Consider the following 21530-nt stretch of genomic DNA (forward strand, 5'->3'; position numbering starts at 1 on the left):
ACCCCAAAAAGAGGTGTTGGTACTCCCAACGGGATTCGAACCCGTGTCGCCGCCGTGAAAGGGCGGTGTCCTAGGCCCCTAGACGATGGGAGCAGAACAGCGCGAGCGCATGCCAACTGGCACAATGCTCTTGCGGAACTGCGATGAACTTTACTAGAAAACTCTACAAACACAAAACCGCCGGTGACGAGGAGTTTTTGTGCTTTCGCTTGCCGACGCCTACGGCACGAAACCCCAGGACACGGCGGGTGTCAGTGCGGCAAATCGACGCGGAAACTAAGGATCTGCTCGCGGAGGATCTCCGCGTGCCCTAGGTGCTGGGCGAGCTCGCGAAGGACATGGAGAAGGATCCACGAGACGGTGAGGTCTCCCCGGCGGTTTCCCGACCAGACGTCGTCCAGCTGCGCCCCGTCGAGGGCCTGGTCGGAGGCCTTGATCGCCTTCCCATAGGCGCGGAGCACCGACTCGATGGTGTCGGTCTCCGCCAGGTCGAAGGAGGCGTCGGGGGTCCCGGCTATGCCAAGCTCGGCGCGCGGGATGCCCGTGCGCGCCTCCTGGAACCAGACCTGCTCCACGAAGGTGGCGTGCTTGACCAGCCCCAGCAGCGTCGTCTTCGACGGGACGAGCCGCACGCGGGCCTCGGTTTCGGTCACACCCTCCAGGCAGTGCGCGAGCGCGCGACGGTGCTGCGCGAGAAACTCGCGCAGCTGCACCATCATGGGCGCCGCGTAGAACTCGGCCTGGTCCGGATTCGAGGAAGGGTTCGCCATGCCGCCATCGTACCGGGCCGCCCCGACACGGATCCCCGAAAAGCTACTCGAATCTGAGCAGCGCCTGGAACATGCGCGGGTCGCGGTGGTCGAAGCCCGCGTTCGGCTGCTGCCGGTCGAGCGCGGCGATGGCCGCCATCTCCTCGCCCGTAAGCTCGAAGTCGAAGATGTCGATATTTTCGGCCAGGCGCTCCGCGTGGGTCGACTTCGCCACCGCAGCCACGCCCCGTTGGAGGTGCCAGCGCAGCATCACCTGGGCGACCGACTTCCCGTGAGCCTCGGCGGCGGCCACGATGGCGGGCGCGGTGAGGATCTCCTTGTTGCCCTGTCCGATCGCGCCCCAGGCCTGCAGGAGGGTGCCCTTCTCCGTAGAGATCTCGAGCATCCGCTTCTGCTGGTTGAAGGGGTGGATCTCGCGCTGGTTGACGGCCGGGACCACGTCGAAGTGGTGGACTAGGTCGAGGTAGCGGTCGGGGTAGAAGTTGGACACGCCCAGCGCCTTGATCTTGCCCTCGGCGTAGAGCTCCTCCATCGCGCGGTAGGCCCCGTAGTAGTCGCCGAAGGGTTGGTGGATGAGGTAGAGGTCGAGGTAGTCGGTGTCCAGCTTGCGCAGCGAGGTTTCGAAGGCCTGCTTGGCAGCCTCGTAGCCGTGGTCCTTGAACCAGAGCTTGGTGGTGAGGAAGATGTCGCCGCGGTCGACGCCGGAGGCCTTGATCGCCTTTCCGACGGCCTCCTCGTTGTAGTAGCGAGAGGCGGTGTCGATGAGCCGGTATCCCTGCTCGAGGGCCGCGGGGATGGCCCGGGCAACCTCCTCGTCGTTCATCTGGAAGACCCCAAGCCCCAGGGCCGGGATCTCGAGTCCGTTGTTGAGGGTGAAGTTCTGCATTGTGCTTAAGCCTCCGGGATGACGAAGTTGTTGTTGTTCTTATCCATGCTTGCCGGCTCCGGGCCGTTGCGGTGGCCGGTGTCGAGCGCGTCGATCTCCGCCAGTTCTTCGGCACTCAGCTCGAAGTCGTTGATGGCGAAGTTCTCCTCGATGCGGTGCGGCTTGACCGACTTCGGGATGGCCGAGCGCCCCTCCTGAAGGTGCCAGCGCAGCATGACCTGCGCCGGGGTCTTGCCGTGGGCCTGAGCGATCTTGCCGATGGTGGGATCGGTGAGCGTAGAGCGGCGATCCTCGCCCCAGCCCGGGTAGAAGGTGATGCCGCCGATGGGTGACCACGCCTGCACGAGGATGCCATCACGCTCGCGGGCGCCGTGGAAGTAGGGGTGGTACTCGACCTGGTTCACGGCCGGGACGACCTTTGCCACCTCGAGCAGCCGGTCGAGGTCAGAGTCCTGGAAGTTGGAGACGCCGATCGCGCGGACCTTGCCCTGGGAGTAGAGCTCCTCCAGCGCGCGGTAGGCCTCGAGGGTGGCGTCAAAGGTGTTGGTTGCTGGCTGGTGCAGGATAAACAGGTCGATGTAATCCAGCCCCAGCTTGGCCGAGGCCTTTTCGAAGGCGTGCAGGGTCTCCTCGTAGCCGTAGTCGGTGATCCAGACCTTGGTCTCGACGAAGATCTCCCCGCGCGGGATGCCCGACTGCGCGATAGCCTGCCCCACCTCGCGCTCGTTGAGGTACGCGGCCGCGGTATCGATGTGGCGGTAGCCGACCTTCAGCGCGTGGAGAACCGCATCAACGGTCTCCTCCGGCGCCGACTGGAAGACGCCGAAGCCCTGGGCCGGCATCTGGACCCCGTTGTTGAGGGTGAGCATTTTCATCAGTAGTCTCCTGTATCGTTTCACGTTAAATGGATATTCTATATCCATTTAATAGCCAGTATAACCCCGCTCCCGCCGTTGTCAACAGGTTCTCCAGGCGGGAAGGGGCCATTCGCCGGGCACGTTTCACCACGAGGGACAGGAACTGGAGCGGAAGGGTCGCGGCCTCAATCTCCGGGCGCGGCGGAGCAAAAACCCACGCACATCGGGGCCTTTCGCCGCCCAAAGCGTCGCCTCATCGGCCACTGGAAAGCGGACGCTTTTACGGAAGCCGCAGGCGCGAGCAGATCGCCGCCCCCAGGTGCAACACCAACCGAGCAGGCTTGGCGCGACCCACCATCCCGGCTAGCAGCCTCGGCCTTGGGTACCTAGTCGCCCACCAGGAAATCCCCGCACCTTCACCAAGCGCGGGCGGCTTCGGCAAGCGCATCCCGAACCCGGACGACGTCGGGATTCGTTTCCGCCCCAGGTCGCTGCACAAGGAACAGGGTATTCAGGGGAGGCTCCTCCGGGTCGTCGAGAAGCACGACCCGACCATCTTTGAGGTGCTCCTCGCAGATTGATTTGGGAAGGACGCTGTACCCCGCTCCCCCGGCGACCGCGGCGATGACGGCATGAAGATTTGGGACGGTGAGCGCCGCACCCGTCGGGGGATGCGGCTTTGCAAACACGGTGCGCCAATACCGGCGCACGATGGGCAGATCCTCCGCATACGTAACGAGCGGCACGCCCCGAAGCAGGGTGCACAGCGATTCATTTTGTTCCTGGAGCCGGTGCGCCCATTCCGGCGAGGCGACGAGGACGTACTCCTCGTTGGCGAGTGGGATCGATTCCAGCCGCAGCCCGCGGGGCCGACGCGTCGCGATGATGAGATCTTGCTGGCCAGCGCGCAGTTCTTCCACAAGCGTTTCGGTGAGCCCTTGACCGACCCGCAGCTGCACACCGTCCGCGACCAGGGACGATACCGATGGGAGCACCTTTGTGCATAGAAGCTCGGAGGGGCCCGCCAGATGCACCGGTGCGGAACGACCGGGAAGGAGCCCCGTCCCATCCTCGATCCCGGAAAGCGTGTCCAAGGGGGCGGCGACCAGCTCCGCGAGCTCATTCGCAAACGGGGTCGGCTCGACGCCACGGGATTGGCGGGTAAAAAGTTGCCGGTCAATGTGCTGCTCGAGGGAGCGAATTTGTGCGGTCACCGTCGGCTGCGACAGCCCGAGCTGCGCCGCCGCGGCCGTGAAGGACCCCGCCCGGTACACGGCGAGGAAGGTGCGAAGCAGGTTCAGATCGATGTGCCTCACGGCAGCCAAAGTCTTTGCGTGCGAACCGTCCATAATGCTCATATAGTAGCCCATTCCGACATCAGTATTTCTATCGTTTAGATAGCAAATACTATTAGAAAACAGATGCCTACCGTGAGTAGCCTGAAAACACAAGGGACAAGTTAACCCCCGAACGCAAGAGATAAGGACGAAACAATTGGCTTGTATCAACCCCAGCCCCTAGGGGCTCTGGACAGCAGAACCTTGGACCTCGTTGTCCACGAACACGTGTCGGCCCCGGCCCGGCACCCACCCCATCTCACAAAGTCACCTGACCAAGAAATACGAAAGAAGAGACAGTAACCATGACCACCCAAAACGCCATCTCATGGCCCGAGCGCTACCTGCCCGGCACCACCGACAACTTCGTCTCCAACGAAGTCATCGTCCAAGGGCTTACGGCGGACGCCGTCTGGCACTACCTTGTCGACACCTCCACATGGGAAAGCTATTACGACAACGTTTCAGATATCTCGTTCCCCTCCGATGGCGGCCCCATTCTCGCCGACGGCATCGAATTCTCCTTCGGCACCTTCGGTTTCCCTCCGCTTTCCGCACACGTCACCGAGCTCCAGGCACCGGCCGAAGGGATCCCCGGCCGCCTATCCTGGAACGCAAAGCAGGAAGGTGAACCCGCAGAGTTCCTCGACGTGCTCCACGCCTGGCTGGTGGAGGACCTGCCCGGAGGACGCGTGCGCATCCTCACCCAGGAGTCCCAGATCGGCGAACCCGCCGCGGCTCTCGCGGCCGAGCACCCCAACCCCATGCTCAACGGTCATCAGGCGTGGCTCGACGGCCTGGTCTCCGCCGCCCGACGTTAGACAAGAAGGAAGCGAATACTGATGAAAAGCCCCTTGACTGTAGCCGTGCTCGGCACCGGCATCATGGGCTCGGCGATGGCCCGCAACATCGCTCGCGCCGGACACGACGTTCGAGCGTGGAACCGCTCCGCGGAGAAAGCCGCCGCGCTGGCCTCGGACGGTATCTCCCCCTATGCCAGCCCGGCCGAAGCGGTAGATGGTGCCGACGTCGTGTTGACGATGCTTTACGACGCCAAGGCGGTGACTGAGGTCATCTCGCAGGCGGCGCCGTCCTTGCGACCGGGGACCTTGTGGATCCAATCCACCACGGTTGGCGCGACGGACGCCCGCGCGCTCGCGGAGCTTGCGGCCCAGCACGGGGCCGTCTTCTTCGATGCCCCCGTGTCCGGTACCCGCGAGCCGGCCGAGGCCGGGCAGCTTCTGGTCATCGCCGCCGGCCCCACGCAGCAGCGCCCCGTGGCCTCCCAGGTATTTGACGCGATCGGCGCCCGGACCCTGTGGACCGGCGAGGACGGTGCGGCGGGCAGCGCCACCCGGCTCAAGCTCGTCGTCAACTCGTGGGTCATTGCGGCCTCGAACGCGGCGGGTGAGATCGTCGCGCTCGCCCACGCCCTCCAAGTCCCCCCGCAGCAGTTCTTCGACCTCATCGCCGGCGGCGGCCTCGACCTTCCTTTCCTGAGGATGAAGGCAAACCTCGTCCTGGGCGATCGTATGTCTCCAGCAAGCTTCGCAGTCGATACCTCCGGGAAGGACGCCCACCTCATCCTGGACGCCGCCCGAGCCGCGGGCATCCGCCTCGATGGCATGGAGGCGTTCTCCGCGCGGCTCGACCGCGTGGACTCGCGAGGCTTCTCGAAGTACGACATGGCCGCCGCCTACCTCGCCAGCCTCCCCGAGTCGGACCACGAGACGCCGCAGAACTCCTAGCGATTGCGTGCGACTAGGCGCGCTCTTGACCGGCTAACCCCGTGGAGTCACCGTCGGAACGTTATCGGAACGTTAGTCGGACCAATCGGCTCGACTTTTGGCGATGGCTTCTACCAAGAGGGCGCCGCGGGCTTGGCGTTTCGCCGGGCGCAGCGCCCGGCTCTGAGCGCTCGCGAATCTTAGGAGCCTTGTGCCGCTTGAGATGCATCCTTGCAGGACAGTCCCCCAGAGACCACTCATGCCGTGGGGCAAGCACTTAGCACTTGCCCCACGGCATTAGTGACGATCACGTCGCGGCGGACGAAGCCGTCCCCGATCCGGGTGATCTGATTGTGGGCCCCGTGGGGCTCGAACCCACGACCTGCGGATTAAAAGTCCGTAGCTCTACCAACTGAGCTAGAGGCCCACTCGAAAATGCGACCGCGCCCGCGGCGCGATCACGCATTCGACCCACCCAATTTAACAGCTTCGCCGCTTGTTTGTGAAATTCCCGCACCCTTCCACACAATGGTAGGTAGACCGTACTACTTACCACTGGAGGACGCGTGCAACTTACCGCCCACGACAAGCTCGTTCGCGCCGCCGCGGAGGAGTTCTACGCCCACGGCATCCATGCCACCGGCATCGACACGATCACCGCGCGCGCTGGCGTGGCCAAGAAGAGCATGTACAACAACTTCCGCTCCAAGGAGGAGCTCGTCCTCACCTACATCGAGCACCGCCACCAGGAGTGGCTCGATCTCTTCGCCGCGCGCGCCGAGCACCTCACCGATCCCCGCCAGCGGTGCCTAGCCGTCTTCGACGCCTACCTCGACCACACCCACGCCGACTACCCGGAGGGCTTCCGCGGCTGCGGGCTGCTCAACGTCGCGGGCGAGCTGCCCGTGGGACACCCCGGCCGGGAGCTCGTCCGGCGGCACAAGGCGGAGATCGAGCAGATCTTCGTCAAGGAGCTGCGCGAGCTTCCGGACGCCGCCGACGACGCCACCCACCTGGCTGAGCTCCTGAGCTTCCTGCTCGAGGGGGCAATCTCCGTCGCAGGGCTCGAGGGCGACGGCACCCGCGTTCGGCACGCCCGGGCGCTGGCCGCCGAGGTGGTGGGCGCGCTGTGAACCGGCTCCTCCCCTACCTCGCCATCGCGCTCACGGCCGTCCTCTGGGGCACCACGGGCACGGCCGCGACCTTCAACTCCGCCGGCCCCCTGGCCATCGGTGCGGCGGCGCTCGGCGTCGGCGGGCTCCTCCAGGGCCTCATCTACCTCCCCGCAGTGCGCCGCCACGCCCGCGATCTCCCCTGGCGCGAGGTCGCGCTCGGCGCGGCGGCGATCTTCGTCTATCCCCTGTGCTTCTACTCCGCCATGCACCTCGCCGGCGTCGCGGTGGGCACGGTCGTCTCCCTCGGCCTCGCGCCGATGTTCGCAGGCGTCCTCTCGCGCGTCTTTCAGGGCACGCTTCTCGACGCCCAATGGTGGCTGTCCAGCGGGCTTGGGCTCGCCGGATGCGCGGTGCTGAGCCTTTCCAAGGACTCCCACGGCGAGCACTTCCTGCTGGGAATCGGGCTCGGGGTGCTGGCCGCCCTCAGCTATGCGGCCTACTCGCTGATCGCAGGGCACGTCATGAGCCGCGGGGTGCCGAGACCCGCGGCCATGGGCGCCATCTTCGGCGCGGGCGGCCTCCTGCTCCTGCCGGTGCTGCTGGTCCTCGGCCACGAGCTGGTCACCCCGCACAACCTGCCCTCCACGCTCTACCTCACGCTCGTGCCCATGTTCTTGGGCTACGTGCTCTTCGGCATCGGGTTGGAGAAGGTACCCGCCCACATCGCGATGGTCATCACCCTGGCGGAGCCGGCCGTCGCCACGCTGCTCGCGGTCTGCGTGGTCGGCGAGACCCTCAGCGCGCCCAAGGCCGCGGGCATCGGGCTGATCGGGGCGGCGCTGCTGGTGCTCGCGGTGCCGAGCCGAAGGCGTCGATAAGCAAAAGCAAAAGAGCCCACCCGAAGGTGAGCTCTGAAGCCGAGAAGGATTAGGCCTTCTTCATGGTGCCGGTCTCCTGGAAGCGCTGGTGGAAGCTCAGTGCCTCGCCCAGCAGGTGCGGGGTCTGCATGGTCTTCTTCTCCTTGGCGAATGCCAGGGCGCGATCGTAGTAGTCCTGCAGCAGCGGACGGTAGTCCGGGTGAGCGATGTCGATGATCTTCTGAGCGCGCTGGCGAGGTGCCAGGCCGCGGAGGTCAGCGTAGCCGTACTCGGTGATGATGACCTTGACGTCCTGCTCGGTGTGGTCCACGTGGGAGACGAACGGAACGATCGCGGAGATCGCGTCGCCCTTGGCGATGGACGGGGTGATGAAGGAGGAGATGTAGCCGTTGCGGGTGAAGTCCGCGGAACCGCCGACACCGTTCATCATGCGGGAGCCAACCACGTTGGTGGAGTTGACGTTGCCGTAGATGTCGGCCTCGATGAGGCCGTTGGTGCAGATGAGGCCCAGACGACGGACGACCTCCGGGTGGTTGGAGATCTGCTGCGGACGCAGGATGATCTGCTTCGCGTAGCGGGAAGCCTCCTCGTTCATGCGGTGAGCGTACTCAGGCGACAGGGAGAAGGAGGTTGCGGAGGCGACGGTCATCTTGCCAGCATCGATGAGGTCGACCATGCCGTCCTGGATGACCTCGGTGTAGGCGCGGATGTTCTCGAACTTGGAGTCGAGCAGGCCTGCCATCACGGCGTTCGGGACGTTGCCCACGCCGGACTGCATGATGTAGCCGTCGTAGGTCAGGCGGCCAGCGGCGACCTCGCCCTCGAGGAAGTCGAGGAAGTGGCCGGCGATCTGGCGGGACTGGTCGTCCAGCGGCTTGAACGGGGCGTTGCGGTCAGGAGCGTCGGTCTCGACCACGGCGACGACCTTGTCCAGGTCGATGTCGATGTAGGTGGTACCGATGCGCTGGCTCGGGTCGGTGATCGGGATCGGCTGGCGGTTAGGCAGGCGGTTGATGCGGTAGATGTCCGCCATGCCCTCGAGCTCCTCGGACTGCCAGGAGTTGACCTCGATGATGATCTTCTCGGCGTTGTCGAGGTACTCGACGTTGTTGCCGACGGAGGAGGAAGGAATGATGTGGCCTTCCTCGGTGATGCGAACGGCCTCGACGATGGCGACGTTCATCTGGCCGAAGAAGCCCTCTTCGACGTACAGGCCGGACTCGGACAGGTGGTAGTCAACGTAGTAGCTGGTGCCGTCGTTGATCTTGTTACGCATGATCGGGTCGGACTGGTACGGGGTACGCAGGCGAACCGCGTCGGCCTCGGCCAGGACACCGTCACAGTCAGGAGCGGTGGATGCGCCGGTGAACAGGTTGATCATGTACTCATCGCCGCGAGCGTGAGCTTCCTTAGCGCGCTCAGCGATAGCGGTGGGCAATGCCTTGGGGTAGCCTGCACCGGTGAAGCCGGACACGCCGACGTTGTCACCGTTGTTGACGAACTGTGCAGCCTCCTCAGCAGACATGACCTTGCCACGCAGCTGGGCATTTGCGATACGATCGGACATTCATCCTCCTAGACGGACATTTCTTGCGGTAGTGCAAAGCAGCAGGTTGTGAGACAGCACATGAACCCACCGTTTAGTTACGAAGAACACAATAACAGCATTAGCTGGGATTTGTGCCCCCTTCACCGGCCCTCCCCCCGCCATCACACCCGAATGAACGAATAGCCATTCCGGTCGATCCGCGAATTAGCAGGTCTTCGCGATTTTCGCGCATTTTCCTCGCACGGCGGGTGAAGTTTTGTATCGGAGGCTGTAAAAGGACACAATGTCTAACGTGACTGTGAAGATTGGTTCCCTAACCCTCAACTCCCCCGCTGTCCTGGCCCCCATGGCCGGCGTGACCAACGTGGCCTTCCGCACGCTGTGCCGCGAGCAGGAAGAGGAGAAGACCGGAACCGTCTCGGGCCTGTACGTCTGCGAGATGATCACCGCCCGCGCGCTCGTCGAGCGCAACGAGAAGACCTTGCACATGACCACCTTCGGCCCCACCGAGTCGCCGCGCTCGATGCAGCTGTACACCACCGACCCGGAGTACACCTACAAGGCGGCGAAGATGATCGTCGACGAGGACATGGCCGACCACATCGACATGAACTTCGGCTGCCCCGTGCCCAAGGTGACCCGCCGGGGCGGCGGCTCGGCGCTTCCTTACAAACGCCGCCTGTTCGGCAACATCGTCGCGGCGGCCGTCAAGGCCACGGAAGGCACCGACATCCCCGTGACGGTGAAGTTCCGCGTGGGCATCGACGACGAGCACAAGACCCACCTCGACGCCGGGCGCATCGCGGTGGAGGAGGGCGCCGCCGCCGTGGCGCTGCACGCCCGCACCGCCGCCCAGCGCTACTCCGGCGAGGCCGACTGGTCCGAAATCACCCTGCTCAAGGAGCACCTCGCGCACACGGGCATCCCCGTGCTGGGCAACGGCGACATCTTCAAGGCCTCCGACGCGCAGCGCATGATGGAGGAGACCGGCTGCGACGGCGTGGTCGTCGGCCGCGGCTGCCTGGGGCGCCCCTGGCTGTTCGCCGAGCTGTCGGCGGCGCTTCGCGGCGAGGAGATCCCGGCCGAGCCGACCTTCGGCGAGGTGACCCGGATCATCAAGCGCCACGCGCAGCTGCTCGCCGAGCACGACGGCGAGCGCAAGGCCTCCCGCGACCTGCGCAAGCACATGGGCTGGTACCTGCGCGGCTTCCCTGTCGGCGGCGACCTGCGCGCGGAGCTGGCGCGCGTTAACTCGCTCGAGGAGCTCGACCGGATCCTTGCCCCCTTCGCCGACTCCGAGGCGCTCGCCCAGGACGCCGACGGCGCGCGCGGCCGCCAGGGATCGCCCGCGAAGGTGTTGCTGCCCGAGGGCTGGCTCGACGATCCCGAGGACGAGACGGTTCCCGAAGGCGCGGAGATCATGCACTCCGGCGGCTAGTTGCTTTCCGACGCCTACGGTCCCTGGCCGTGAGGCGTCGATAAGCGGCAATACTTTTCTGTTTTCAATAACAGCGAGACCGTCTCTAGTGTTCTATAGTTTTGGCATGCGTACCGCTTACAAGGAGAACCTAGAGGCATTCGCGCATGATCTGGTCATCATGTGCGACACAGTGACGGCCATTATGAAGAAGGCGTCGGTGGGGCTTGCCGAGCGGAACCTGCAGGCGGCCGAGGAGGCACTGTCGCTCACCGACGAGCTGGACGAGATCCGCACCCGCTCCAACGCGCGCGCCGTCGAGCTGCTCGCGCTCGAGGGTCCTGTCGCCCGCGACCTGCGCCAGGTGGTCAGCTCCATCTACGTGGTCGAGGACTTCGACCGCATGGGCGTCCTGGCCAAGCACGTCGCGAAGACGGCCCGGCGCCGCCACCCCGACCTGGCCGTTCCTCAGGAATACCTGGGGTTTTTCACGGAGATGGCTAGGCTGTGCATCGAGATGATCGGGAAGGTGCGGGAGATCCTCCTGCAGCCCGACGCCGACGTGGCCATGATCCTCGAGCAGGACGACGACGCCATGGACGACCTTCACTCGCACCTCATGGCCGTGCTGACCAGCAAGGACTGGCGGTACTCCACCCGCGAGGCCGTGGACATGGCGCTCATGGCGCGGTTCTACGAGCGGTTTGCCGACCACTGCGTCAACGTCTCGGCCCAGATCGTCTTCCTCATCACCGGACTCAACCCCGACGCCTACCTGGCCAAGCGCCGCAAGGACGAGGAGGACGAGGAGTTCAACCGGCGCTTCGACGAGTTCGAGCGCCAGTTCAAGAACGACTAGCCCGGTCCGGCGGGGATTAATGCGCGGCCTCTCGACGTTTATAGGATTCGTCAACAAATTCTAGAAATGCTCGGGTGGTGTCGCGCCGCCCGAAAGGAAGAGACTGTCATGCGTATTGATCTGTGGTCGGATGTCGTGTGCCCGTTCTGCCTCATCGGCGAGCGGCACCTCGAGCTCGCCTTAGAAAAATTCCCCCACCGCGAGGACGTGGAGGTGGTCTGGCACAGCTTCGAGCTTGACCCCACAGCGCCCGCGCGCATCCCCGGCACGCTTGTGGAGATGATCTCCGCCAAGTACGGAACCAGCCCCGAGCAGTCGCGGCGCAGCCAGGAGGACATCGCCCGCCGCGCCCACGAGGTGGGCCTCGAGTTCAACTGGGAGCAGGCCAAGCCCGGCAACACCTTCAACGCCCACCGGCTCATCCACCTCGCCGCCGGCCGCGGGCTGGCTGACGAGGCCGCCAAGGCCTTTATCACCGCCTACTTCACCGACGGCGTGGCCATCGGTGAGAACGCCGCGCTGCGCGAGGTCGCGATCAAGGCGGGGCTGCCCGCCGACGAGGTCGACCGGGTGCTCGCGAGCGAGGAGTTCGCCGACGCCGTCCGCGGCGACGAGCAGCAGGCCCGCGCCCTTGGCATCAACGCGGTGCCCTTCTTCCTCTTCGAGAACAAGTGGGCGGTCTCCGGCGCGCAGCCCGTGGAGGTGTTCGTCCAGGCGCTCAATACGGTGTGGGAGGAGACGCACAAGGCCCCGGGCTTTGTCACCCTCGACGCGTCCGACGCTCCCGCCTGCGGGCCGGAGGGCTGCTAGGAGCGCTCCTTGAGGGTGATCTCCAGCGACTCCCAGCCGCCCACCGGGTAGCTCGCGCGCGTGCCGTGGGTGCCCGCGGCGATGGCGAAGCGCCCGAGCAGGGCGCGGAAGAACACCCGCAGCTCCATGAGCGACAGGCCGCGGCCCGGGCAGGCGTGCGGGCCGATGCCCCACACGAGGTTTTCCGGGGCGTTCTCGCTCGGGCGCGGCTCGTCGGGGCTCTCGAAGGTGCGCGGGTCGCGGTTGGCGCCCGTCCAGTGCACGTGGATCACCTCGCCAGCGGCGATCTCATCGCCTCCCAGGAGCGCCGGCCGCGTGGCCTTGCGGCGGTTGCTGACAAACGGGTCGTCGATGCGCAGGAGCTCGTTGAGGATCGCCTCGTACTCCTCGTCGCTAACGGCTTGGCTGAGGCGGTCCTGGAGCTCCGTGTGGTTGGCGAGCCCGTAGGCTATGACGCCCACGCAGGCCGCCATAGAGCCTAGGTCGCCCGCAGTCCAGTTGCGCAGCACGCTCACGAGCTCCTCGACGCTCAGCTCGCGTCCAAGGGAGCGGTCGCGGGCAAGCTCCGCCGTGACGTCCTGGTAGGCCCTGGGCCGCGCGCGGCGCGGCTCCACGACGCCGCGGACGATGGCGTCGTAGCGGCGGGCGACCTCGGCCGTGGCATCGCGATCGCCGGAGCGGGTGGCCGCCTGGTTGTCCTTGACCCACTGCACGAGCTCCCCGGCGAGGTCCTCGGGCCAGCCGAGCCAGCGCAGCATCCCGCGAACGGCAAAGCTGGCACCTAGCCCCATGACGGCCTCGACCGTGCCTGGCCGGAGGCCAGCGACGATTTCGGCGGCGGTTCGCGCAAACTCCGGCTCCGCCGCCCGAACGCGCTCGGGGCCGAGGTAGGAGTCGACGAGGCCGCGCCAGCGGGCGTGCTCCTCCCCGTCGAGCCCGTTGGGGAGCTGCAGGTGGGCGGAGACCGCGGAGCTGAAGGCCTCTGGATTAAGGGCCACGGTCTTGGCCTCCTCGTGCCCCACGACGAAGATCCCTTCATCCGTCCGCGCGACCGGGCACCCCTGCCCGTGCAGCCGGTCCGCGAACTCCCGTGGCGTAGTCATCGTGCTTCCCCTTCCCGGCGCACCCGCCGGTTTTTCGACGATCATTCTCTTGGCCAAGTCTACGTGCGCCACCGCGAAAGCAGCGGCACCCGCCGCCCCACGATGGGAGCGGCGGGTGCCGTGACGTGCTGCCGGGATTATCCGAAGCGACCGGAGATGTAGTCCTCGGTCTCCTTCTGGTCCGGGTTCTCGAAGATCTTCTTGGTCGGGCCGACCTCGACGAGGCGGCCGGGCTTGCCGGTGGCCTCGAGCGAGTAGAAGGCGGTCTGGTCAGAGACGCGGGCGGCCTGCTGCATGTTGTGCGTCACGATGACGATGGTGAACTCTTCCTTGAGCTCGTGGATGAGGTCCTCCACGGCCAGGGTCGAAATCGGGTCCAGCGCGGAGCACGGCTCGTCCATGAGCAGGACCTCCGGCTCGACGGCGATGGCGCGGGCGATGCACAGGCGCTGCTGCTGGCCACCGGAGAGGCCTCCGCCCGGCTTGTCCAGGCGGTCCTTGACCTCGTCCCACAGGTTGGCACCGCGCAGGGACTTCTCGGCCACCTCGCGCAGCTTCTTCTTGTTCTTCTCGCCAGCCAGCTTCAGGCCAGCGACCACGTTCTCCTCGATGGACATGGTCGGGAACGGGTTCGGCTTCTGGAACACCATGCCGATGGTGTTGCGCACGGACACCGGATCAACCTTCGAGTCGTAGATGTCCTGGCCGTCGAGCAGGATCTTGCCCTTGACGTATGCGCCGGGGATGACCTCGTGCATGCGGTTGATGGAGCGCAGGACGGTGGACTTACCGCAGCCGGAGGGGCCGATGAAGGCGGTCACGGCCTTGGCCGGGATGTTGAGGTTGACATCCTGCACGGCGTGGAAGTCGCCGTAGTAGATATTGACGTCGTCGAGAACGAGCTTGGACACGTTTTTCTCCAGGAATTCTTTTGTGTGGACGCCGAAGCTGTTACTGCTTGACGGAGAACTTGGCGGAAATGAGGCGGGCCGCGACGTTGAGGATCGCGATGATGAGGACCAGGGTGAACGCGGCGCCCCACAGCTTGTCGAGGACGGCATCGGAGGTGCCGGCCTTGTACATGTCGAGCATCATGAGCGGCAGCGAGGACTGCGGGCCGGTGAAGGCGTCCCAGTTGATGGCCTGGGTCGAGCCCACCAAGATCAGGACCGGCGCGGACTCGCCCATGACGCGGGCGACGGCGAGCATGATGCCGGTGACGATGCCGGACAGCGCGGTGGGCAGCACGATCTTCGCGATGGTCTTCCACTTGGGCACGCCGAGCGCGTAGGAGGCCTCGCGCAGGTCCATCGGGACCACGCGCAGCATCTCCTCGGTGTTGCGCACCACGACAGGGATCATGAGCAGCACGAGCGAGATGGCCACGGCCATGCCCGAGCGCTGGAAGCCCATGAGCACGATCCACATGGAGTACACGAACAGCGCGGCGACGATGGAGGGAACGCCCGAGAGGATGTCGACCATGAAGGTGGTGATGCGGCCGAGCCTTCCGCCCCTGTCGTACTCGACGAGGTAGACGGCGGTGAATATGCCGATCGGGATGGAGACGATCGAGGCGATGCCCACCTGCACCAGGGTGCCGATGATCGCGTGGAGCGCGCCGCCGCCCGGCTTGGTGTACATGATGCCGAGCTGGGAGCTGCCCCACCAGTCCGGGCTGAGCACGGGGCCGAGGCCGCGGAGGACCAGGTCGACGAGCACCCAGACCAGCGGGATGAGCGCGAGCGCCATCGTGGCGTAGATGAGGACCGTCATCACCTTGTCGGTGGTCTTGCGGGACGCCGAGATGCCGGTGAAGGTCTGCTTCGAAGCAAGCTTGTTAGTCATGAGATTCTTCCTTGTCCTCGCGCGCTACTTCTTGGAGACCAAGGATCGGGCGAATGCGTTCACGATGAAGGTCAGTGCGAAGAGCACGAGGCCCGCGGCGATGTAGGCGCCAGCCTTGATGTCGCTGTTGAACTCCGGCGCGGCGTTAGCGATCGCGGTCGCGAAGGTGGTGCCGCCGTCGAACAGGGAGAAGCGGAACGCGGAGGAGGGGGACACGACCATGTACAGGGCCATCGTCTCACCCAGCGCGCGGCCGAGGCCGAGCATCGAGCCGGAGATGAAGCCCGACATGCCGAACGGAAGCACCGTCATGCGCACGACCTCCCAGCGGGTCGCGCCCAGGGCCAGCGCGGACTCGATGTGCCCGCGCGGGGTCTGGACGAAGACCTCGCGGGCGGTGGCCGCGATGATCGGGAGGATCATGATGGCCAGCAGGACGCCACCGGTCATGATGTTGCGGGCGGTGTCAAAGGAAGGAGAGTTGGAGTAGGTGGCGAAGAGGAAGAATCCGCCGCCCCACGAGTTGATCCACTTGAAGAATCCGGAGAGGAACGGGCCAAGAACCTGCCAGCCCCAGAGACCGTAGACGATGGAAGGAACAGCCGCAAGCATGTCCACCAGGAAGCCGAGTGGCTTGACCGCGCGCTTCGGCGCGTAGTTGGTGAGGAAGATAGCAACGCCGAGCGCAATCGGCATCGCGATCACCAGGGAGAGGACCGAGATCAACACCGTGACCGCGAAGAGGTTCGGGATACCGAACTTCATCGAGTCCAGGTTGGAGAGGTCCCAGGCGTCCGAGTACGTAAAGAAGCCGGCGATGCCGCCTTCGTTGCGCATCAGGGACGGCACCGCGCGCCACAGGAGGAAGGCACCGATGGCTGCGATGAGCACCGTGATGATGGTCGCGGATGCGGTCGAGAGGAACCCGAAGATCCGGTCACCCGGGCGCTTGACGGACCCGTTCGACGACTGCTTGCTGAGCGGGGCGCTATGCTCCCCGCCAGCCTGCGAATCCTGGGCCGCCTCGCTGTCAAGGCGCTCCCTGGTGGGCATGTTCATGAGGAAATCCTTGCGGTGTATGAAGGGGTGTTACTTGATGGCGGCGATGGCGTCAGCCAGGCGCTTGCCGTGAGCGGAGTCCTTGGAAACCGGGACGAAGCCCAGGCTTGCCAGCTCGTCGTTCTGGCTGTTGAGCGCGACGGTCAGGAAGTCCTTGACCATGTCGGCGGTGCCAGCTGCGTCCTTGGCCTTGGAGTAGTCGGAGCAGACGATCTCGTAGGTGGTCAGGACCAGCGGGTATGCACCGGCGGTCTGGGTGGCGAACAGCTTGGTGGAGTCGACGACCATGTTGTTGCCCTCGGTCTTGAACTCGAGGCCGTCAAGCGCCTTGCCGACGGAGTCGTTGTTGAGCTCAACCGGACCGTTACCGAAGTCGAGCTTGGCGATGCCCATGCCCTTCTCCTGCGCGAAACCAGCCTCGACGTAGGTGATGGCGCCGTCGGTGGCCTCGACCTCGTTGGCGACACCGGAGGAGCCGTTAGCGCCGGCACCGACGGTGTTCGGGAAGGCCTTGCCCTCGCTGTCCCAGTTGCCGGTGGCGGCCTTCAGGAACTTCTGGAAGTTGTCGGAGGTACCGGACTCGTCGGAGCGGTAGACGACCTTGATGTCGGTGTCCGGCAGGTTCGCGCCCTCGTTCTCAGCCTTGATCTCGTCGGCGTTCCACTTGGTGATCTCGCCCTTGAAGATCTTGGCGACGGTGGCGGTGGACAGGTTCAGGGAATCGATGCCCTTGACGTTGTAGGCCACGGCGACCGGACCGATGACGAACGGGAGGTGCCATGCCTCGGCACCGCCGCAACGCTCCTGAGCCTTAGCCGCCTGGTCGTCCTTCAGAGCGGAGTCAGAACCGGCGAACATGACCTGGCCGTTGATGAACTGCTCCTGGCCGGAGCCGGAGCCGGTCGGGTTGTAGGCGAGGGATGCACCCGGGACGTTAGCCTGGTACTGGACACCGAAGTAGTCCATTGCCTTCTGCTGGGACGATGCGCCCTCGGCGACGAGCTGGCCAGTGGTGCCGGTCAGGCCCTCGATCTTGGAGGCAGAATCGGAGGAGCCGGAGGAAGCGGTGGTGCCGCTCTCGGAGCAGGCAGACAGCGCGACGGCGCTGACGGCGGTGAGAGCGAGCAGGGAGCGCTTGAGCTTAGAGTTCACGGGAAACCTTTCACGAGGGTTGAAGCCCCAAAAATATGTAGGCGAGTCCATAGAACGACCCCACGGTCATTCACAGATTGAAAACTTAAGACCCCCGAGTAACCAGCTAGAGCCCAAATGGTGAACTCCCCGTGAACAGCATTTGAGTTCTTGGCGAACAAGCCCCATTACCGCCGACCCTGTCCGCTTTTGCGCCCCCATTCCCCCGAATGTCACCCTAAAGTGGCGTTCTCATGCCCGGTTATGCCCTCCTTCCGCCGAAAATTCCGCCGAACCATACCGCTGGCCGCCGGAACCACCCCCCATTCGCGGGGCGGCCCGGCCGCCGCCCTAGCCGTCGACCGCCTGCGGCTCGTATACCACGTGGTGTTCCTCGGTCTGGAAGCCGAGGGCCTTGTAGGCGTTAACCGCGGGCCAGTTGTTCTCCTCCACGTAGAGGATGACCCGGTTCATGCCCGCGTCGTAGAGGTGACGCAGCCCGGCGCGCACGAGCGGGTCGCCGAGGCCGCGCCCGCGGAAGTCGCGGGCCAGGCCCACGACATAGATCTCGCCGAGGGTCGGGCTATGCCGCTTGAGCCAGTGGAAGCCAGCGATCGTGCCGTCGGTGACGAGGAAGAGCACGTCGTCGGGGCGGAACCACTCCACCCGCTGCGCCCGCGCGAGCCGGGCCGCGTCCCAGCCGCCCTGCTCGGGGTGCCAGGAAAAGGCCTCGTTGTTGGCCTTGAGCCACTGGCCATCGGCGTCGATAAGCTGCTCGCGCGCCTGCGTGAGGTTCATGAGCTCGAAGCCTTCGGGGAGCTCGACGTCGAAGTCGAGGGTGCTGGTGCCCATCACGAGCAGCCTGCGCGTGACCACCATGTGCCGGTCGACGCCGAGCTGCACCGCGGACGGCAGGTTGCCATGCGCCCAGATCTTGCGGATCCCGCGGCGGGTGACCTCGTCCGCCAGCTCGGTGCCGTAGCCCTTGCCGCGGTGGTCGGGGTCGACGACGAACTCGGCGCTGTCGCCGGAGATCGCGGCGAAGCCCACGAGGCATTCGTTGGTACCCGAGAGCTCGAAGATGCCGACGTGGGTGTGCCCCATCGACGGGTCCTCGAGGCCCAGAAGGTACTGCTCGGACAGGGGCGCGATGCCGTCGGTGGTCTTCGCCTTGCGCGCGATGATGAGCGCCTCGCTGGGATCCACGCCCTCCTTGAGGACAAATGATTCTTCCATCGATTTTTCCATGGCCTTCTTCCAACCTGCCTTTCGCAAACCCTGGGACGAGTGTGTGCATCGTCACCATCATTTCTACCGCTTTCGCCGCACCCGCGTCAGGGCTTCGCCGACGCAATCTCTCCCGGCAACCCGACACCCCGCCCCGCCGCCCCTCCCCGAAACCCCACTCCCAAACCTCTCACCAACCCCTCTCCCATACCTCCCGCTCCCTCCGCCGCGCCACGCCCGCGGCATCGCCAGCGGCAGCTGGTAAGAATAATAAGGTGAACAAAGCGCGCCGCATCCTCGTATCCTCGCTGTCCGTCGTCCTCGCGGTCGGCGGGCTGGGCTGGCTCGGCGACGCGGCCATGGCAACGCGGACGGAAAACGCCATCTCCCAGCAGGTCAAGCAGGAGGCGCGCCTGGACACCACCCCCAACGTCAACGTCTCCGGCTTCCCGTTCCTCCTGTCGTACGCCAACCACACCTTCAGCGACCTCACGGTGGGCATCTCGGACATCACGGTCCCCACGTTCGGGCTCGTGCGTTCCACGACGGTCCTCACCAAGGTCACCGTCACCAACGAGCAGATGTCCTCCGGCGTGCTCGACGGGGCCAAGGCGCAATTGATTGCGCGCAATGTGGGTCTCGACGGCGTCTCGATCGGACACCTGCTGGGAATCACGGATTTGGACGTCTCGAACCCCTACAACGTCTCGCCCGCCGGCGGCAACGTCAGCGAGGCACAGCTGATGGGCACCCCGGAGGGGTTCGACAAGCCGGTCACCGTGCAGGTCAAGCTGCGCCTTTCCGGCCCGACGTTCAAGATGACCCCGACCGAGCTCATCGACGGCCCCGCCGAGCGCCAGGAGGAGATCTTCAAAGACTTCACGCTCGAATTCGACACGAACACGCTGCCCATGGGTGCCCAGGCCAGCTACGTCTTCCTCTCCGGCGGCACCGTCTACTTCCAGTCCCAGGAACGCAACGTCACCGTCCACATGAGCGACCTCTCCCCCATCGTCGCCAAGCCGGAGGCCGTCCCCACGAGCGACTCCTAGCTCTTTTTGCTTTCGCTTGTCGACGCCTACGGCTAGATCCGCACGTCGAAGAAGCCGATCACCCAGCGCAGCTTGGAGATCGGGGTGGGCTTGACCTCCTCCTCCGGGGCGAAGACCTCGATCGCCTGCGGCACCGCGCCGAGGGTGATGGACCGAAACACCCCGGCCAGCTCGCCGTCCACCTGGAAGCGGCGCTCGTCGTCGCAGCGAAGCTCCACCTTCATGGCGTCGTCGAAGGTGAGCGTCCGTCGCGCCACGAGCTTGTTCGCCCACGGCGCGCGGCCCAGGCCCACCAGGTGCATCATCGACAAGACGCCTCCGATGCCGCTCAGCTTGCTCAGCGCGAACAGCCCTAGGCCCAGGTCGAAGGAGTTGCGCGGGTTGGTGACCACCGGCACCGGCCCGAGGAAGGTCCACGGGTTGGTGTTCGACGCGATGCACAGCGGCAGGGCGTCGGCCTCGAAGGTGTTGCCCTCGCGATCGGTCGCGCGGACGTCGATGCGGGGCGGGTGCTTGCGGGTCTTTCGCCACGCGCGCACCGCCACGCGCCAGTAGCGCAGGGGCGTGGCCGCGAACCCCCGCCGCCGCGCGCGCTCGACGCCCGCGATGACGTCGGCGTCGATGCCGAAGCCGGCGTTGACCGCGAACCACTCGTTCCCCCAGGTTCCCACGTCGATGGTGCGGGACTGCCCGCCGGCCAGCGCCCGGGCCAGAACCTCCGCGGCGTAGACCGGCTCGGCCGGGAACCCCAGGGCGCGGGCGAAGACGTTCGCCGATCCGGTCGGGATGACGGCCAGCCTGGGGATGGAACGGTCGGCATCGTAGGCGTCGACGGGCCCCAGGAGCCCGTTGATCACCTCGTTGACGGTCCCGTCCCCGCCCACGGCGATGACGACGTCGGGGGACTGCCCGGCGTAGCCGTCGACAAGCGAAGCGCAAATCTCGCGCGCGTGCCCCGGGTGATGCGTGAAGACGGCCTTCAACTCGAGGCCCGGTACCGCGCGCAGCGTGGGAACCACCTTGCTAAACAGCGCCTGGTTCTGGCTGGTGGAGTTCGGGTTCACGATAAGCAACGCGCGCATGGTGCCACCTTATGCGATGAGGCGAACCTCTTTCCACCTCGGCGCGCCTAGTGAAAACGCTGTGAGCGAACCCGGGCCGATTTGCGCGCAAGCGGCGATGGAAAAGGCCATCGCGTCGGCTACTGTGGGGAACATGAGTGATGAGAAATCCAACAACGTCCCAGGCGACACCCCCGGCGACGCGGCGGCAGCCGCCTCCAACCCGAAGGTCTCGCTGGCCGGAAGCGAGGCCGTGAGCAAGGCGGCCGAGCAGTGGAAGGACACCGCCCACCGCAACATCCCGGGTCTCGGCGACCTGCCCATCCCGGACGACACCGCCAACCTGCGCGAGGGCCCCAACCTCCACGACGAGCTGCTCGCGCTCCTGCCGCTGGTGGGCGTGTGGCGCGGAACCGGCCAGGCGGACTCACCCGAGGAGGGGGAGTACGCCTTCGGGCAGCAGATCACCTTCGCCCACGACGGCGAGAACTACCTCACCTACGAGTCCCGCATCTGGAAGATCGACGAGAACGGCGAGGCCTCCGACCTCGACGTGCGCGAGTCCGGGTTCTGGCGCATCAACTTGAAGGACGAGATCGAGGTCGTGCTCAGCCACTCCACCGGCGTGGTGGAGATCTTCTACGGCCAGCCCATGAACGAGCGCGCCTGGGAGATCGAGGCGGCCTCCACCATGGTCACCGCCACCGGCCCGGCCAACCTGGGCCCGGCCAAGCGCCTCTACGGGCTCATGCCCAACAACAACCTGGGCTGGGTCGACGAGCGGCTGGTCGACGGCGAGATGCGCCCGCGCATGTCCGCGGAGCTGCACCGGGTGATCGGCTAG

21 protein-coding genes and 2 tRNA genes are annotated in these 21530 nt (G+C 65.7%); 9 read left to right on the forward strand and 14 right to left on the reverse strand.

The window, feature by feature from the left end; translation table 11 throughout:
• Nucleotides 1–17 precede the first annotated feature (17 nt).
• From B843_RS10845 to B843_RS10865, 5 genes are all read right to left on the reverse strand, one after another.
• Nucleotides 18–93: transfer RNA gene (locus tag B843_RS10845), tRNA-Glu, on the reverse strand.
• A gap of 158 nt (nt 94–251) precedes the next feature.
• Nucleotides 252–770: a DinB family protein gene (locus B843_RS10850; protein WP_025253517.1), complete on the reverse strand. Its 519-nt coding sequence runs from the start codon at nt 768–770 to the stop codon at nt 252–254.
• Nucleotides 771–813: 43 nt separating this feature from the next.
• Nucleotides 814–1656, reverse strand: a complete 843-nt coding sequence (locus B843_RS10855) for an aldo/keto reductase (RefSeq protein ID WP_025253518.1) — start codon at nt 1654–1656, stop codon at nt 814–816.
• Between the two features lie 5 nt (nt 1657–1661).
• Nucleotides 1662–2531 (reverse strand): aldo/keto reductase, encoded by an 870-nt coding sequence (locus B843_RS10860; protein WP_025253519.1) that lies wholly within the window; start codon nt 2529–2531, stop codon nt 1662–1664.
• 398 nt (nt 2532–2929) lie between these two features.
• Entirely contained in the window at nt 2930–3871 is a 942-nt protein-coding gene (locus B843_RS10865) for a LysR family transcriptional regulator (RefSeq protein ID WP_034651060.1), read from the reverse strand.
• A gap of 284 nt (nt 3872–4155) precedes the next feature.
• On the opposite strand from B843_RS10865, the gene B843_RS10870 reads away from it, so the two are divergent.
• Nucleotides 4156–4671, forward strand: coding sequence for an SRPBCC family protein (locus tag B843_RS10870; protein ID WP_025253521.1), 516 nt, complete (start codon nt 4156–4158; stop codon nt 4669–4671).
• 21 nt (nt 4672–4692) lie between these two features.
• The gene (locus tag B843_RS10875) at nt 4693–5598 is read left to right on the forward strand and encodes an NAD(P)-dependent oxidoreductase (protein ID WP_025253522.1); all 906 of its coding nucleotides are present in this window, start codon (nt 4693–4695) and stop codon (nt 5596–5598) included.
• Between the two features lie 333 nt (nt 5599–5931).
• Here B843_RS10875 and B843_RS10880 read toward each other — a convergent pair.
• A tRNA-Lys gene (locus B843_RS10880) sits at nt 5932–6004 on the reverse strand.
• Between the two features lie 139 nt (nt 6005–6143).
• On the opposite strand from B843_RS10880, the gene B843_RS10885 reads away from it, so the two are divergent.
• Nucleotides 6144–6710 carry a TetR/AcrR family transcriptional regulator gene (locus tag B843_RS10885; RefSeq protein WP_025253523.1) on the forward strand — a complete coding sequence of 189 codons (567 nt, stop codon included), beginning with the start codon at nt 6144–6146 and terminating at the stop codon, nt 6708–6710.
• Nucleotides 6707–7570, forward strand: coding sequence for a DMT family transporter (locus B843_RS10890; protein ID WP_025253524.1), 864 nt, complete (start codon nt 6707–6709; stop codon nt 7568–7570). The genes B843_RS10885 and B843_RS10890 overlap by 4 nt, the downstream gene beginning before the upstream one ends.
• A gap of 49 nt (nt 7571–7619) precedes the next feature.
• Here B843_RS10890 and B843_RS10895 read toward each other — a convergent pair whose 3' ends face one another.
• On the reverse strand, nt 7620–9137 hold the full coding sequence (locus tag B843_RS10895; RefSeq protein WP_025253525.1) for an acetyl-CoA hydrolase/transferase family protein: 1518 nt from the start codon (nt 9135–9137) through the stop codon (nt 7620–7622).
• Nucleotides 9138–9411: 274 nt separating this feature from the next.
• On the opposite strand from B843_RS10895, the gene dusB reads away from it, so the two are divergent.
• The 3 genes from dusB to B843_RS10910 all read left to right on the forward strand — a co-directional run bounded on the left by dusB (nt 9412) and on the right by B843_RS10910 (nt 12205).
• Nucleotides 9412–10557: a tRNA dihydrouridine synthase DusB gene (dusB, locus tag B843_RS10900; RefSeq protein ID WP_025253526.1), complete on the forward strand. Its 1146-nt coding sequence runs from the start codon at nt 9412–9414 to the stop codon at nt 10555–10557.
• 106 nt (nt 10558–10663) lie between these two features.
• The gene (gene phoU, locus B843_RS10905) at nt 10664–11395 is read left to right on the forward strand and encodes a phosphate signaling complex protein PhoU (RefSeq protein ID WP_025253527.1); all 732 of its coding nucleotides are present in this window, start codon (nt 10664–10666) and stop codon (nt 11393–11395) included.
• A gap of 108 nt (nt 11396–11503) precedes the next feature.
• A complete protein-coding gene (locus B843_RS10910) occupies nt 11504–12205 on the forward strand; it encodes a DsbA family oxidoreductase (RefSeq protein ID WP_025253528.1) in 702 nt (233 codons plus the stop codon).
• On the opposite strand, the gene B843_RS10915 is transcribed toward B843_RS10910, so the two are convergent.
• From B843_RS10915 to mshD, 6 genes are all read right to left on the reverse strand, one after another.
• The gene (locus B843_RS10915) at nt 12202–13308 is read right to left on the reverse strand and encodes a cytochrome P450 (protein ID WP_025253529.1); all 1107 of its coding nucleotides are present in this window, start codon (nt 13306–13308) and stop codon (nt 12202–12204) included. The two genes, B843_RS10910 and B843_RS10915, sit on opposite strands and share 4 nt — an antisense overlap.
• 137 nt (nt 13309–13445) lie before the next feature.
• Nucleotides 13446–14219, reverse strand: coding sequence for a phosphate ABC transporter ATP-binding protein PstB (gene pstB, locus B843_RS10920; protein ID WP_025253530.1), 774 nt, complete (start codon nt 14217–14219; stop codon nt 13446–13448).
• Nucleotides 14220–14259: 40 nt separating this feature from the next.
• Nucleotides 14260–15156 (reverse strand): phosphate ABC transporter permease PstA, encoded by an 897-nt coding sequence (pstA, locus tag B843_RS10925; protein WP_025253531.1) that lies wholly within the window; start codon nt 15154–15156, stop codon nt 14260–14262.
• 24 nt (nt 15157–15180) lie between these two features.
• On the reverse strand, nt 15181–16215 hold the full coding sequence (gene pstC / locus B843_RS10930) for a phosphate ABC transporter permease subunit PstC (protein WP_025253532.1): 1035 nt from the start codon (nt 16213–16215) through the stop codon (nt 15181–15183).
• A 30-nt stretch (nt 16216–16245) separates the two neighbouring features.
• The gene (gene pstS, locus B843_RS10935) at nt 16246–17367 is read right to left on the reverse strand and encodes a phosphate ABC transporter substrate-binding protein PstS (protein ID WP_025253533.1); all 1122 of its coding nucleotides are present in this window, start codon (nt 17365–17367) and stop codon (nt 16246–16248) included.
• A gap of 330 nt (nt 17368–17697) precedes the next feature.
• Nucleotides 17698–18582: a mycothiol synthase gene (gene mshD, locus B843_RS10940; protein WP_051483503.1), complete on the reverse strand. Its 885-nt coding sequence runs from the start codon at nt 18580–18582 to the stop codon at nt 17698–17700.
• A 266-nt stretch (nt 18583–18848) separates the two neighbouring features.
• On the opposite strand from mshD, the gene B843_RS10945 reads away from it, so the two are divergent.
• The gene (locus B843_RS10945) at nt 18849–19625 is read left to right on the forward strand and encodes an LmeA family phospholipid-binding protein (RefSeq protein WP_034650960.1); all 777 of its coding nucleotides are present in this window, start codon (nt 18849–18851) and stop codon (nt 19623–19625) included.
• A gap of 32 nt (nt 19626–19657) precedes the next feature.
• Here B843_RS10945 and B843_RS10950 read toward each other — a convergent pair whose 3' ends face one another.
• Nucleotides 19658–20707 carry a diacylglycerol/lipid kinase family protein gene (locus B843_RS10950; RefSeq protein WP_025253536.1) on the reverse strand — a complete coding sequence of 350 codons (1050 nt, stop codon included), beginning with the start codon at nt 20705–20707 and terminating at the stop codon, nt 19658–19660.
• Nucleotides 20708–20840: 133 nt separating this feature from the next.
• On the opposite strand from B843_RS10950, the gene B843_RS10955 reads away from it, so the two are divergent.
• Nucleotides 20841–21530, forward strand: a complete 690-nt coding sequence (locus B843_RS10955) for an FABP family protein (protein WP_025253537.1) — start codon at nt 20841–20843, stop codon at nt 21528–21530.

The sequence above is a fragment of the Corynebacterium vitaeruminis DSM 20294 genome (assembly GCF_000550805.1).
Classification (GTDB): domain Bacteria; phylum Actinomycetota; class Actinomycetes; order Mycobacteriales; family Mycobacteriaceae; genus Corynebacterium; species Corynebacterium vitaeruminis.

Bases quoted from the DNA above. Each gene is read 5' to 3' on its own strand.
- B843_RS10895 (WP_025253525.1), bottom strand. From the start codon at position 9,137: ATGTCCGATCGTATCGCAAATGCCCAGCTGCGTGGCAAGGTCATGTCT.
- phoU (WP_025253527.1), top strand. From the start codon at position 10,664: ATGCGTACCGCTTACAAGGAGAACCTAGAGGCATTCGCGCATGATCTG.
- B843_RS10865 (WP_034651060.1), bottom strand. From the start codon at position 3,871: ATGAGCATTATGGACGGTTCGCACGCAAAGACTTTGGCTGCCGTGAGG.
- pstC (WP_025253532.1), bottom strand. From the start codon at position 16,215: ATGAACATGCCCACCAGGGAGCGCCTTGACAGCGAGGCGGCCCAGGAT.
- B843_RS10915 (WP_025253529.1), bottom strand. From the start codon at position 13,308: ATGACTACGCCACGGGAGTTCGCGGACCGGCTGCACGGGCAGGGGTGC.
- B843_RS10875 (WP_025253522.1), top strand. From the start codon at position 4,693: ATGAAAAGCCCCTTGACTGTAGCCGTGCTCGGCACCGGCATCATGGGC.
- pstA (WP_025253531.1), bottom strand. From the start codon at position 15,156: ATGACTAACAAGCTTGCTTCGAAGCAGACCTTCACCGGCATCTCGGCG.
- B843_RS10950 (WP_025253536.1), bottom strand. From the start codon at position 20,707: ATGCGCGCGTTGCTTATCGTGAACCCGAACTCCACCAGCCAGAACCAG.
- B843_RS10855 (WP_025253518.1), bottom strand. From the start codon at position 1,656: ATGCAGAACTTCACCCTCAACAACGGACTCGAGATCCCGGCCCTGGGG.
- B843_RS10860 (WP_025253519.1), bottom strand. From the start codon at position 2,531: ATGAAAATGCTCACCCTCAACAACGGGGTCCAGATGCCGGCCCAGGGC.
- mshD (WP_051483503.1), bottom strand. From the start codon at position 18,582: ATGGAAGAATCATTTGTCCTCAAGGAGGGCGTGGATCCCAGCGAGGCG.
- B843_RS10955 (WP_025253537.1), top strand. From the start codon at position 20,841: ATGAGTGATGAGAAATCCAACAACGTCCCAGGCGACACCCCCGGCGAC.
- B843_RS10870 (WP_025253521.1), top strand. From the start codon at position 4,156: ATGACCACCCAAAACGCCATCTCATGGCCCGAGCGCTACCTGCCCGGC.
- B843_RS10910 (WP_025253528.1), top strand. From the start codon at position 11,504: ATGCGTATTGATCTGTGGTCGGATGTCGTGTGCCCGTTCTGCCTCATC.
- B843_RS10850 (WP_025253517.1), bottom strand. From the start codon at position 770: ATGGCGAACCCTTCCTCGAATCCGGACCAGGCCGAGTTCTACGCGGCG.